Source organism: Adlercreutzia sp. CNCM I-6207 (assembly GCF_977072305.1).
The window spans coordinates 31,805-44,103 of sequence record NZ_CDRVLZ010000009.1; the positions used below are offsets into that span (position 1 = coordinate 31,805).

Genomic DNA, 12,299 nt, shown 5'->3' on the forward strand with positions numbered 1-12,299 from the left:
AACTTTTCCACGTAAGGGCTGCGTTACGAAAACTTGTCGAGATAACGAAAAAGGTCGGAAGAAAACTCTTCCGACCTGCGAATTCATGGTGCGCGATACAAGATTTGAACTTGTGACCCCCACCGTGTCAAGGTGGTGCTCTCCCCCTGAGCTAATCGCGCATTCCGGGTTGCCGCCTCGCTTTCGTTCAGCAGCGAGTTAGTAGTTTAACAGATCGCCGCTCCCTGTCAAAGGGTTTTTCAGGATTCCTTGGAATCGGCGGCAGATGGCGCGGATGCGGGGGCAGGAGCCTGGCTTCCCTCATCGATCGCCGGCTCCCCTTCGGGAAGCTCGCGGCCCGATGCCGGGGCAATCTTGTCGTAGTTCCAACCGTTGGTGTACTTGGGAGGCTGCACCACCGCATAGCGGGCGCCGCACTTCTCGCAGATAACGACCTTGCCGGCCTTCGGGCGGAACATCCACCACACCACCCCGGCCGTGGCAAGGGTGACGACGACGGCCAGCACGATGAGCATGTCCATCATGCCCACCTCGGCGGCATCGCCGGTCGTGAAACCCGCCAGAGCCACGAGCACCCACAGGCCGAGGATGTAGATGGCGAACCCGGCCACGAGGACCTTCGCAACGCCCCGAGTCGGCAACGCCCCCTCGTACTGGGTGGCGCGGGCCTTGCACTCGCGGCATTTTACTTTGCTCGTCTCCATGGGCAACCGCCTCTCACGGCCGAATCTTTTCGTGCTGCCATACTACCATAGGGTGACGTTCATTTTGTGCACGCGATCAACGATCAAGGCAAAGTCATCTCAGCTCGCCGGGAAACCGAACGCTGCAGCTTTCCGCACCGAGCACGACGCAAAGAGGGCTCTTCCAGCAAAAAAAATCGAGAGCCCGCAGGCTCTCGACTCGTGAAATCATGGAGCGGACAACGGGATTCGAACCCGCGACCCTCACCTTGGCAAGGTGATGCTCTACCAGCTGAGCCATGTCCGCATATAGGTTCCAGGTTGGAGGCGACGCCCAGATTCGAACTGGGGGTGAAGGCTTTGCAGGCCTCTGCCTTACCACTTGGCCACGTCGCCATTCCCTGGCGGCTGTCATTGCAAAGGCCGGTCAAACAAGAGCCTGACCGGCCTTCTGATGACAATGGAGCGGACAACGGGATTCGAACCCGCGACCCTCACCTTGGCAAGGTGATGCTCTACCAGCTGAGCCATGTCCGCATCGCGAGGAGATACTATAAGGGAAGCAGCCAGACGATGCAAGCCCTAATTTCAAGAAATTCAAGACTCGTCCGCAAACGGCCGCCCGGGGCATCCTTCCGTGGCCGCATCGCTAGTTGAGCCGCTCGGCGTTCTCGATGGCCGCGTCCACGCGGGCACGGGCCTGCTCCCCCACCTTCGCCGGCGCCTCGCCGCCCTCGGCCTCGCGCACCGCCTCCTCGATGGCCTCGTCGGCCAGCTGCTTCTTCCACGCGTTCAGCCGCGAATTGAAGGCCATTTGAATGAACTCCAAGACGACCGCGAAGATCATGGCGAAGTACACCATGAGCTTCTCCATGTGCATGTCGAGCACCTCGATGGAGGTGTGGATGCCGGCGGAATCAAGCACGAGCAGAACGCCGATGGCGCAGATGAACACCAGTGCCAGGATCTTCATCTCCGGATGACTGTTGATGAAATTGGAGATGGGGTCGATAAAGATCATCATGACGAACACGGCGATCATGACGGCCAGAATCATGACGATGAGGTGCTCGGCTAGGCCAACTGCTGTGATGACCGAGTCGATGGAGAACACGAGATCCATCACCATGATGGTGCCGACGGCCTGGGGCAGCCCGATGAGATGGCGCGCCTTGTGCTCCTCGGAGGTCTCGGCCTTGATCTCGGTGAGGGCGAGCACGTCGATAAGCTCACTGATGCCCTTGTAGATGAGGTAGCCGCCGCCGACGAGCATGACGATGTCGCGCACCGAGAAGCCGTGGCTGTAGGCGCCGAGGTTCACGGTGAACAGCGATGCGGTCATGTGCACCAGATAGGAGGCGAAGCACAAGAAGAGGATACGCATAACCAGCGCGCCAGCCAGGCCCAGCTTGCGGCCGATATGCTGCTTCTCCGGTGGAAGGCGGTTGGTGGTGATGGAGATGAACACCAGGTTGTCCACGCCCAAAACTATCTCCAGGAAAATGAGCGTGAGGAGGCTGATCCATGCCTCCGGGGTCGCAAAAATCGAAAGATCCACGTCTTCCTCCTCGGTCCGCGCGGGCCGGCCCATCCGACCCACAAAAAAAGACTCATGGTGCAGAACGGACCTCTGCGGTCAATCCTGCACCATGAGTCTCGCTAATTGAGGCTCGCCAGGTCCGCCGTTGCCGCCCATGCGCGCAACCGTGGCCACGATGTTGACGAGCCGCGCCCGTTGGCGCCAGCTACTCCCCCATGGAGTCCGTTTATCCTAGCAGAGAGCCAACGGGGAAGCAATGGTATAATCGGCAGCAACACCGTAACGTACAGGAGCGCCATTCATGACCCAAGACGAGAACCTGCGCGATTCCGTAGATTCAACCGAAGCCGCTACAAGCCCCGCCGAGGAGGCGCGCCGCCGCAAGGCCAGCCACGCCCGATCGGGCGAAGCCGAGATGCCTCCCACCCGCCGTGCAGGCTTCCACCCGCTGGCCCGCGAGCCGAAGAGCACCGTGCAGATCGGAGACGTTCGCTACTACGACGGCGCCGAGCTCTCACGTCCCTTGGAGATGCCGCCGCGCGTGAAGGCCATCATGCTGGCCGCCATGGTCGTGGCCGCCGTTGTCGGCTGCCTTTTCTTGGGGCGCTACTTCGACCAGATCATGAACGAGCCCATCCGCCAGCAGCAGACGCTGCAGGACAACTTGGCCCGCGAGGTTTCCTACGACTTCCCTTTGCTCTCTTCGCTCATGCCGCTTTCCGACGAGGAGATCATGACCGCGCTTACCGATGCCGGCTACACTTTGTACGAGCGCACCCCCGTTGGCACCGACCCCGACGGCGGCTTCGAGGTCATCAAGCTGCCCGCCGACGTCTCCCTGGAAGAAGCGGGGCTCATGTACGTACAGGGCATCGACAAGCTGTCGGCCGGCGACGCCGTGAAGCTTTTGAAGGGAGCCTGGACGCTCACCGTCTCGCGCAAGGCGGGCGACGACATGCGCCTGCGCTACGCGGACTTTGCCTCGGGCACCATCGAGAAGGCCGTCCAGGGGGCCATGCAGGTGGAGGGGCTGGAAAATGCCGAGGTCACCGACAGCGGCGTGGACGACTCGGGCAACACCTACCAGGCCGGCGTCGTGTCCACGGACAACGGTACCTACAACTGGCGCGTGTCGGTCATCGAGCTGGACGAGGTCTACGACATCTCGGGCCTGCCGAATACCGCCTTCTACGTCGGCATCCGGTTCACCGCCCAAGCTTAGGAAAGCCGTCCCCGGCTGTCCCCGCAGATTACCGAAAGCCGCCGCCCGCGAAATCGGACGGCGGCTTTTTTGCGCTAGCCCTCGGCGCGCTCGGCGGCCGTATCCGGCTCGATATGCACGAGCACTTCCTTGATTTGAGGGAAGGCCGCGGCCACGACACCTTCCACCTCGTCTCCCAGGTCATGGGCGGCAAGCACCGTCATCTGCGGATCGACGAGCACGTGCAGATCGCAGTAGACCTCGGCCTCGGTGCCCCGGGTGCGCACGGCATGGATCGACCGCACGCCATTCACCTTCTCCGCCACGCGGGCGATGTCGGCGGCGGGAATGCGCGCGTGGTCGGAAAGGGTGCGCAGCCCCGTGCGGAACACGCCCACTGCCGAGGCGAGGATGGCCACGGTCACGAGCAGCGCCATGATGGGATCGGCCATGGGGAACCCGGCCACGACGAAGCCGAGGCCGACGATGACGCCGATGGAGACGAAAGCGTCGGAGAGCGTGTGAGCCGCATCAGCCGCGAGGATCTCGCTCTTGAGCCGCTTGCCCGCACGGCGCTCGTACACGGTCACGAACAGGTTCACCACGAGGGTTCCCACCATGACGATGAAGGACACGGGCGTCACCTGAGCCGTGTAGGTGCCGGCGACCAGCTTCTCCACAGCCGAGGAGCCTACTTCGAAGGCAGCGAAGAGGAGCAGCACACCGATGGCGAGCGAACCGTAGGTCTCGAACTTGGAATGGCCGTAAGGGTGCCCCGCGTCGGCAGGACGCGCCGCCAAGCTGATGCCGACAAGCCCGATGACGTTGCCCAGCGAGTCGAATACCGAGTGGATGCCATCGGCCTGCATGGAGGCCGACCCCGACGCCAGACCGTAGAAGTACTTGGAGGCGGCCACCACCAGGTTCAAGACGAGAACGATCCAAAGAACCCTCTCCACCTGCCGCCCATGAGCTGTTTTCTCTTTGCCTGTCTCCATCATTCACTCCTTAATTGGACCAAGTGCGACTCCCCCGAACGCCCAAGGAAGTCAGCGAGGGGCCGACAGGGGCCTGATATGGCCCCGCCTTTGGGCCAAGCGGCCTTCGTGCCGCGCCGAGCCCAAAACAAGGGGCCAGATCAGGTGCCTGTCGGATCCGCAGCATCGGCATCAAAAAAGGGCCCTACGGGCCCTTTTGTGATCGATGGTGTCGGAGGCGGGATTTGAACCCGCACACCCGGTATATGGGCACTAGCACCTCAAGCTAGCGTGTCTGCCGTTCCACCACTCCGACATGCTTTTTGCAGCGACGATTATTCTAACAGAACTCCCGCGCGATGCAAGAAGAAATTTCCAATTACTGGGTAATGGTTCCGTGGGGGTAAATGATCATGAGAACCACCAGCGAAAGCAGGAACACGATAGCGCAGCCGATGGTGATGCGGTCGAGGTTCTTCTCGATGATGCTCGTGCCCGTCTGGGTAGAATACATGGAGCTCGCGATCATGTCCGAGATGCCCGTGCCCTTGCCCGAATGCATGAGAATGAAGATGATAAGGCCGACGCCGGACAGAACCAGCAGAACCAAGAAGACGATTACCAGGGGATTCAACGTGTCACGCTTCCTTTACGTTTCCAGTGTTTTGCGTACGCAAGTTGACTAGTATAGCCGATGCCGCCGGCGCCTTCAAGGGTCACGCGGCGGCATCGAAACGATTTCAAGCCAGAAGGCTCTCGCCGGTCATCTCGGACGGCTGCGGCAGGCCGATCATCGCCAGCAGCGTGGGCGCGATGTCGGCCAGGCACCCTTCTGCGCCGGAAAGGGCGAGGCCCGACCCGCTCGCGTCCACGAGCACGAGCGGCACCGGGTTGGTGGTGTGCGCGGTGAACGCGCCGCCGTCCTCGGCAATCATCTTGTCGGCGTTGCCGTGGTCAGCCGTGACCAGCGCCACGCCGCCCTTGCGCTCGATAGCGGCGAGCACGCGCCCCACGCCGGCATCCACCGCCTCTACAGCCGCGCGGGCCGCGTCCACGACGCCGGTATGTCCCACCATGTCGCAATTGGCAAAGTTCACGATGTACACATCGGCCTCATCGGCGTCAATGGCCGCTGCCAGGGTGTCGGCCACTTCGGGCTCGCTCATCTCCGGCTGCAGATCGTAGGTGGCTACCTTGGGGCTCGCGATGAGGCATCGGCTCTCCCCCGCCTTCTCGGCCTCGCGACCGCCATTCAAGAAGAAGGTGACATGGGCGTACTTCTCCGTCTCGGCGATGTGGTACTGGGCAAGTCCCGCGTCAGCCAGCACATCGGCCAGCACGTTTTCCGGGAACTCCTTAGGGAACGCCACAGCCGCTGGAATGTCCGGGTCGTACTCCGTGAGGCACACGAAATGCACGCTCGGCCACGTCTTGCGTTCAAAGCCGGCGAAGGCTGGATCGGTGATGGCGCGGGTGATCTCGCGGGCGCGGTCGGGGCGGAAGTTGAAGAAGATGACGGCATCCCCGTCGCGCATACCGCGGGCATCCAGGGCCACCGGCTCGACGAACTCGTCGGTCACCTCGCTTCCGTAGGAGGCCTCCATGGCAGCCACGGCAGCCAGGTCGCGGAAGGGCTCGGCGCAGACGACGGCATCGTAGGCTCGCTCCACGCGTTCCCAGCGATTATCGCGATCCATGGCGTAGTAGCGGCCCTCCACGGAGGCGATGGAAATCTCGCAGGGCGCGCCAGCCGGGGCCTTCGACGCAGCCCGCTCCAGATGATCTACGAGCTCGGCCATATAACCGGCCCCACTGGCGGGCGGCACGTCGCGGCCGTCCATGAAGCAGTGCACCATGATGCGCGGCACCCCGGCCGCCACGGCGGCGTCCACGAGCGCGTAGAGGTGCTCGTTGGAGGAGTGCACGCCGCCGTCGGAGAGCAATCCCATGAGATGCAGCGCGGCTCCCTGCTTCTTGGCCGTCTCGAAGGCCGCGACGATCTCCGGATTTACGGCGATCGATCCGTCGCGGCAGGCGCGGTTGATGCGCGTGAGCTCCTGGAACACCACGCGCCCCGCACCGATGTTCAAATGCCCTACCTCCGAGTTGCCCATCTGCCCCTCGGGCAGGCCCACGGCCTCGCCGGAGGCCGCCAGGCGCGTGGTGGGCGCCTCGGCGAACAGGCGGTCGAGCACCGGTGTTGCGGCCAGCGAGATGGCGTTGCCGGGGCCCGGCTCGGCCAGGCCGAAGCCGTCCATGATGATGAGACAGGCGGGAAGGCGCAGCTCTTCGCGGGCCGGCGCCACAACAGGTCGTTCCATTTAGCAGGCTTCCTTCACGATCTGGATAAACGAATCGGCCTTGAGCGCCGCACCGCCGATAAGGCCGCCATCGATGTCGGGCTCGGCGAGGAGCAGCGCCGCGTTCCCCTCGTTCATCGAGCCGCCGTAGAGCACGCGCAGGTTCTCGGCCACCTCAGCGCCGAACATGTCCGACACGGTGGCGCGGATGGCGGCGCAGACCTCCTCGGCCTGCTCGGGCGTGGCCGTGCGACCCGTGCCGATGGCCCACACCGGCTCGTAGGCCACAACGGTACGGGCGGCGTCGGCCGCGTCCATGCCGGCATAGGCCGCGCGCACCTGGGCCGTGACGAAATCGAGGTAGGTGCCCCCGTCGCGCACGGACAGCGACTCGCCCACGCAGATGATGGGGGTGATGTCGGCCTCGATGAGCGCGCGGGCCTTCAAATTCACTTCCTCGTTGGTCTCGCCGAACAGATTGCGGCGCTCGGAATGGCCGACGATGCAGAAGGCGCAGCCGATGTTCTTGATCATGGCGATGGAAATCTCGCCGGTAAACGCGCCCTTGGGCTCCCAGTAGACGTTCTGGGCGCCCACGGCGATATCCACGCGGTCGAACTCGAAGACGCTCTTCACAGGCTTGAGATCCACAAACGGCGGGCAGACGGCCACGTCCACCAGCTCGAGCCAGTCGCGCTCCATGCGGTTGGAGATCTCCTGAGCGAGCACCACGGCCTCGGGGATGGTGTTGTTCATCTTCCAGTTGCCGGCAATGAGGTTCTTGCGGGGCATATTGCTTCCTTTCTAGCGAAGGGCCTCGACGCCGGGGAGCGCCTCGCCCTGGACGAGCTCCATGGAGGCACCGCCGCCCGTGGAGATGAAGGTCATCTTGTCAGCCAGGTCGAACTGGTTCACCGCGGCCACCGAGTCGCCGCCGCCGATGATGGTGTCAGCCTCCTCGTTGGCGGCCACGGCCTCGGCCACCGCCCGGGTGCCGGCCTCGAAGGAGGGCATCTCGAAGACGCCCATGGGGCCGTTCCAGAAGACGCTCTTGGCCATGCCGATGGCCTCGGCGTACAGCTCGGCCGTCTCCGGGCCGATATCGAGGCCCATCATGTCGTCGGGAATCTCGTCCACCGAGACGGTGGCGAGGTTGGCGTCGTTCGCGAAGGCATCGGCGCACACGACGTCCACGGGAAGCAGCAGCGACACGCCGCGGTCGGCGGCCTTCTTCATCATGTCGCCGGCGCGCTCGACCCAATCGGCCTCCATGAGCGAGGTGCCCACGGATTTGCCCTGGGCCGCCAGGAACGTGAAGCACATGCCGCCGCCGATGATGAGGGTGTCGGCCTTCTCCAGCAGCGCGTCGATGACCTTGATCTTGTCGGAGACCTTCGAGCCGCCGAGAATGGCGACGAAGGGGCGGCGCGGCTCGTCGAGCATGCCCGTGAGCGTGGCCACCTCGCGCTCCATGAGATAGCCGGCATAGGAGGGCAGATAAGCCGCAACACCGGCTGTGGAGGCATGGGCGCGGTGCGCGGTGCCGAAGGCGTCGTTCACGTAGGCATCGGCGAGGTCTGCCAAGGCACGGGCAAACTCGGGGTCGTTCTTCTTCTCGCGCTTGTCGAAGCGGATGTTCTCCAGCAGCAGCACGTCACCGTCTTCCAGCGCGTCGACGGCTTCCTGAGCCGCAGGTCCGATAAGCTCGCGCGAGAGCACGATGTCGCGGCCGAGCAGCTCCTGCAAACGGCGCGCGATGGGGCCCAGGCTGAAGGACTCCTCGAAGCCCTCCCCCGCCGGGCGACCGCGGTGGCTCGTGAGGATCACCCGGGCGCCGTCGCCGATGAGCTTGTTGATGGTGGGCAGCGCCGCGCGGATGCGCGTGTCGTCGGTCACGTTGCCATCGGCATCCACCGGCGCGTTGAAGTCGACGCGCACGAGCACCTTCTTGCCCGCGAAATTCTCGTCATCAATGGTCTTGATATCCGCCATGTCGTTCCTTTCCCAAAGAGAAAACCCGGCTCATTAAGGGAACCGGGATTCTCAAAATACTAATTATTTTGCCTCACTGGTTCGCCCAAGGAAGTCAGCGAGGTTTCGACAGGTGCCTGGAATTGCCCCGCCTTGGGGCCAAGCGGCCTTCGTGCCGCGCCGTGCCCCAAACAAGGGGCAAGGCCAGGTGCCTGTCGGAACCGCAGCGTCGGCGATCTTGATTAAAATTCTTATTCCTCCGGAAGAAGAATTTTAACAAGATCCTTCACGCGGTTGGAATAGCCCCACTCGTTGTCGTACCAGGAGACGCACTTCACGAAGTTGCCCTCGCCGCCGAGCACCATGGTCAGCTGCGAGTCGAAGATGGAGGAGTGGTCGTTGCCCACGATGTCGATGGACACGATGGGATCCTCGGTGTACTCCAGGATGCCCTTCAAGGGGCCCTCGGCCGCGGCCTTCATGGCGGCGTTGATCTCCTCGGCGGTCACCGACTTCTCCAGCTCCACCGTAAGGTCGACCATGGAGCCGTCGGGGGTGGGAACGCGGGTGGCGAAGCCGTCGAGACGGCCCTTGAGCTCGGGGAGCACGAGGGACACGGCGCGGGCGGCACCGGTGGTGGTGGGGATCATGGACACGGCGGCAGCGCGGGCGCGGCGCAGATCCTTATGGGGAAGATCGAGGATCTTCTGGTCGTTGGTGTAGGAGTGAATGGTGTTCATGTAGCCGCGCTTGATGCCGAAGTTCTCCAGCAGCACCTTGGCGAAGGGAGCCAGGCAGTTGGTGGTGCAGGAGGCATTCGAGATGATGTTGTGCACCTCGGGGTCGTACTGGTCGTCGTTGACGCCCATGACGATGGTGATGTCCTCGTCCTTGGCCGGGCAGGTGATGACGACCTTCTTCGCGCCGGCATCCAGGTGCTTCTGCGCCAGCTCGCCGGTCTTGAAGATGCCGGTGGCCTCTACGACCACATCCACACCCAGCTCGCCCCAGGGCAGGTTCGCCGGATCGCGGTCGGAAAGCATGGTCACGTGCTTGCCATCCACCACCAAGCCGTCATCCGTCACTTCGATATCGAAATTGCGGATGCCGTGGATGGAGTCGTACTTCAGCAGGTGAGCAGCGGTGGCTTTGTCGCCCAGATCGTTGACGGCGATCACCTCGACCTCGGGATCGTCAGCCATGGCGCGGAAGACGAGGCGTCCGATGCGACCGAATCCGTTGATGCCTACCTTGGTTGTCATGCGTATCTCCTTTCACAAGATACTCGCGAAGCCCGATGGGCACGTATCAGCTGTTAGGCCTCTCACAAGTTTACTACGAAGCTAAGCGATTCCCACCACGATAAAGCCGACGGCCCCGAAAACCGTCCCGCCTGCACAAAAGCGAGCGCAACAACTTGCCGCCTATTTCCTCCAGTAAATTGACTCGGGCACAACTTACTGGAGGAAATACGGCACAAGGGAGAAGCTAGAGAAGCCGTTTACCACCTCGATGGGGTTGGCGGCGCTACTCCCCCGCGTCCAGCTCGGCGGCCATCGACTCGAGACGGCGGACGCGGTGGTAGACAGCGCTCTTGGAGAGGGGCGGCGTCGCCCGCTCACCGAGCTCCTTCAGCGATGCCTCGGGGTAGGTGACCCGCAGGCGGATGAACTCCTGCAGCGCCGGGGGCAGGTCCTCCATGCCGTAGTGCTCCACCACGCGCCGGATGGCGTAAATCTGCTCCACGGCGGCGTTCGAGGCCTTCTGCTGGTTGGCCAGCTCGGCGTTGATCTGGCGGTTCACGTCGTTGCGCACCGACTTCACGACGCGCTCCTCCTCCATGGAAAGCGCCGCTTGGTGGGCGCCGGTGAAGGCGAGGAACTCCGTGATGGCGTTGCCGCTCTTCAGATAGACCATGTACGAGCTGCGCCGCGCCATGATGCGGGCCGTGATGTCCTTGCGGGCCATGAGCTCCACGAGCCCCTCGGCCAGCGCCTCGGATTCCACGGTGATCTCGAAGTGGAAGTCGCTTTTGGGGTTCGAGATGAAGCCGCTGCCCAGAAAAGCGCCGCGCAAATAGGCCGCCGCGCAGCAGGGCTTGGCCACCAGCGATTCCTTGATTCCCATCTCCAGGCCGCCCTCGGCCGAGAGCACCCCCATGTCGCGCAAAGCGTCGGCCAGATGGGGCTGGGCAGGCACCTCGATGAGGTAGTTCGGCGTCTTGTGCAGCACCGAACGGCGCATGGTGAGGTTCGTCTTCAACGAATAGATGCCGTGCAGAAGCCGCACGACGAGCCGCGCCGAGGCCGGCGCGTCCGTGGCGATCTCCACCCGGTAGCGGGCAGGTCCGCTCACGAAGAGCGTCCCCTCGATGCGCACCAGCGCCGCGAGCGTCGCCTTCTCGCACTGCGGACAGGCGGGCATGACCCGGGCCAGCTCGTCTTTCACCTCGGACGTGAACGACATAGCCTAGCTCCGGCGCGCCCGCGAGAGCTTGATGACGTTCTGGAAGGCATCGCGCAGCGCGAAGGGCGAGTGCCACGTGGGCTGCTCGGCGTCCACCAGGTTGCGGCTGATGACGATGGGGCCGCGGGACTGGATGGCGAGCATATCGGCATAGGAGATGGAGATGGGACGCACCCCCTTGATGAGCTGGTCGTCGTTCAAATCACTCGTGGAGGCGTGCTCCAGCTCGGCCCCGGAGATGGCCGCGAAGCTGCCCGTGGCGGGACTTTCCGCGCGCAGGGGCACCTTCGAGTGCACGAGCATGTAGTCGATGAGGCCTTCCATACCGTGGGCCGCCAGCGCCTCGAAGTGCTCGCGGGCCGTCAGCCCCCACGTCTCCCCCTGCACGTCGGCCAGGGCGCACACGAATAGCACGCGGCCCCGAGAGGCGCGGATGGCCTCGACGACGCCGGGGATGAGCAGGTTCGGAATGATGGAGGTGAACAGCGACCCCGGGCCCAGCACGATGAGGTCGGCCTCGAGGATGGCCTGAAGCGCCGGCTCGTAAGGGCGCGGCGGCCGGCCGTCCTCGGCGGAGAGCCACACCTGCGCAAGCGCCGTCTTGGAATGGCAGGCCACGGCCTGACCGTCCAGAATGCGCCCGTCTTGGGTCTGGGCCGACAGCACCACATGGTCGAGCGTCGAGGGATACACATGCCCCTGGGCGTCCACCAGCTTCTCGCAGATGGCGATGGCCTCGGGAAACGACCCCGTCGCATCTTCCAGCGCGGCCAGAAGGAGGTTGCCCAGAGCATGGTCGCGGGCCACGGCGAACCGGTACTTGAGCGCCCGCACAAGCGGGTCGGCGGGATCCTTCGCGAAGGCCACGAGGCACTTGCGGATGTCGCCGGGCGGCGTGACGTCGGCCTCCTCGCGCAGAACGCCGGTGCTGCCGCCGTCATCGGCCATGGCCACGACGGCGCTCGTCTGCACGCCCAAGGAGAGCAGCGTCCGGATGGAGACGGGAGCGCCGGTGCCCCCGCCGATGACCACCGCCTTCAGCGCACGGGCGTCCTCATCCAAAGGCCGCAGGTTCGGAAGCGCGCTGCGCAGGGCCGAGAACGCCGCCGTGGCCGCCGGATCGACGCGGAAGGCCTCGGTGCTCTTCTTTATGCCGGCCAC

11 protein-coding genes and 5 tRNA genes are annotated in these 12,299 nt (G+C 64.0%); 1 reads left to right on the top strand and 15 read right to left on the bottom strand.

What is annotated here, in order from left to right:
* Positions 1 to 86 precede the first annotated feature (86 nt).
* From ACW4QM_RS06035 to ACW4QM_RS06060, 6 genes are all read right to left on the bottom strand, one after another.
* Positions 87 to 161: transfer RNA gene (locus ACW4QM_RS06035), tRNA-Val, on the bottom strand.
* Between the two features lie 78 nt (positions 162 to 239).
* Positions 240 to 704: a hypothetical protein gene (locus tag ACW4QM_RS06040; RefSeq protein ID WP_117284606.1), complete on the bottom strand. Its 465-nt coding sequence runs from the start codon at positions 702 to 704 to the stop codon at positions 240 to 242.
* Between the two features lie 210 nt (positions 705 to 914).
* Positions 915 to 990, bottom strand: a tRNA-Gly gene (locus ACW4QM_RS06045).
* A gap of 15 nt (positions 991 to 1,005) precedes the next feature.
* Positions 1,006 to 1,079: transfer RNA gene (locus tag ACW4QM_RS06050), tRNA-Cys, on the bottom strand.
* 65 nt (positions 1,080 to 1,144) lie between these two features.
* Positions 1,145 to 1,220 (bottom strand) — tRNA-Gly (locus ACW4QM_RS06055).
* 112 nt (positions 1,221 to 1,332) lie between these two features.
* A complete protein-coding gene (locus ACW4QM_RS06060) occupies positions 1,333 to 2,241 on the bottom strand; it encodes a TerC family protein (protein WP_270358014.1) in 909 nt (302 codons plus the stop codon).
* 283 nt (positions 2,242 to 2,524) lie between these two features.
* Between ACW4QM_RS06060 and ACW4QM_RS06065 the strand changes: the two genes are divergently transcribed.
* Complete coding sequence (locus tag ACW4QM_RS06065) at positions 2,525 to 3,445, top strand: teichoic acid transporter (RefSeq protein ID WP_223900821.1); 921 nt, start codon at positions 2,525 to 2,527, stop codon at positions 3,443 to 3,445.
* A 74-nt stretch (positions 3,446 to 3,519) separates the two neighbouring features.
* On the opposite strand, the gene ACW4QM_RS06070 is transcribed toward ACW4QM_RS06065, so the two are convergent.
* From ACW4QM_RS06070 to ACW4QM_RS06110, 9 genes are all read right to left on the bottom strand, one after another.
* Entirely contained in the window at positions 3,520 to 4,422 is a 903-nt protein-coding gene (locus ACW4QM_RS06070; RefSeq protein ID WP_418914741.1) for a cation diffusion facilitator family transporter, read from the bottom strand.
* A 206-nt stretch (positions 4,423 to 4,628) separates the two neighbouring features.
* Positions 4,629 to 4,717: transfer RNA gene (locus ACW4QM_RS06075), tRNA-Leu, on the bottom strand.
* 63 nt (positions 4,718 to 4,780) lie between these two features.
* Complete coding sequence (gene secG, locus ACW4QM_RS06080; protein ID WP_022739837.1) at positions 4,781 to 5,035, bottom strand: preprotein translocase subunit SecG; 255 nt, start codon at positions 5,033 to 5,035, stop codon at positions 4,781 to 4,783.
* Positions 5,036 to 5,141: 106 nt separating this feature from the next.
* Positions 5,142 to 6,722: a 2,3-bisphosphoglycerate-independent phosphoglycerate mutase gene (gpmI, locus tag ACW4QM_RS06085; protein ID WP_157011551.1), complete on the bottom strand. Its 1,581-nt coding sequence runs from the start codon at positions 6,720 to 6,722 to the stop codon at positions 5,142 to 5,144.
* Positions 6,723 to 7,493: a triose-phosphate isomerase gene (gene tpiA, locus ACW4QM_RS06090; protein ID WP_022739835.1), complete on the bottom strand. Its 771-nt coding sequence runs from the start codon at positions 7,491 to 7,493 to the stop codon at positions 6,723 to 6,725.
* A 12-nt stretch (positions 7,494 to 7,505) separates the two neighbouring features.
* The gene (locus tag ACW4QM_RS06095) at positions 7,506 to 8,693 is read right to left on the bottom strand and encodes a phosphoglycerate kinase (RefSeq protein WP_157011549.1); all 1,188 of its coding nucleotides are present in this window, start codon (positions 8,691 to 8,693) and stop codon (positions 7,506 to 7,508) included.
* 230 nt (positions 8,694 to 8,923) lie between these two features.
* Entirely contained in the window at positions 8,924 to 9,934 is a 1,011-nt protein-coding gene (gene gap, locus ACW4QM_RS06100; protein ID WP_022739833.1) for a type I glyceraldehyde-3-phosphate dehydrogenase, read from the bottom strand.
* Positions 9,935 to 10,199: 265 nt separating this feature from the next.
* On the bottom strand, positions 10,200 to 11,138 hold the full coding sequence (gene whiA, locus ACW4QM_RS06105; RefSeq protein WP_302403369.1) for a DNA-binding protein WhiA: 939 nt from the start codon (positions 11,136 to 11,138) through the stop codon (positions 10,200 to 10,202).
* Positions 11,139 to 11,141: 3 nt separating this feature from the next.
* On the bottom strand, positions 11,142 to 12,299 hold the full coding sequence (locus ACW4QM_RS06110) for a gluconeogenesis factor YvcK family protein (protein WP_455798279.1): 1,158 nt from the start codon (positions 12,297 to 12,299) through the stop codon (positions 11,142 to 11,144).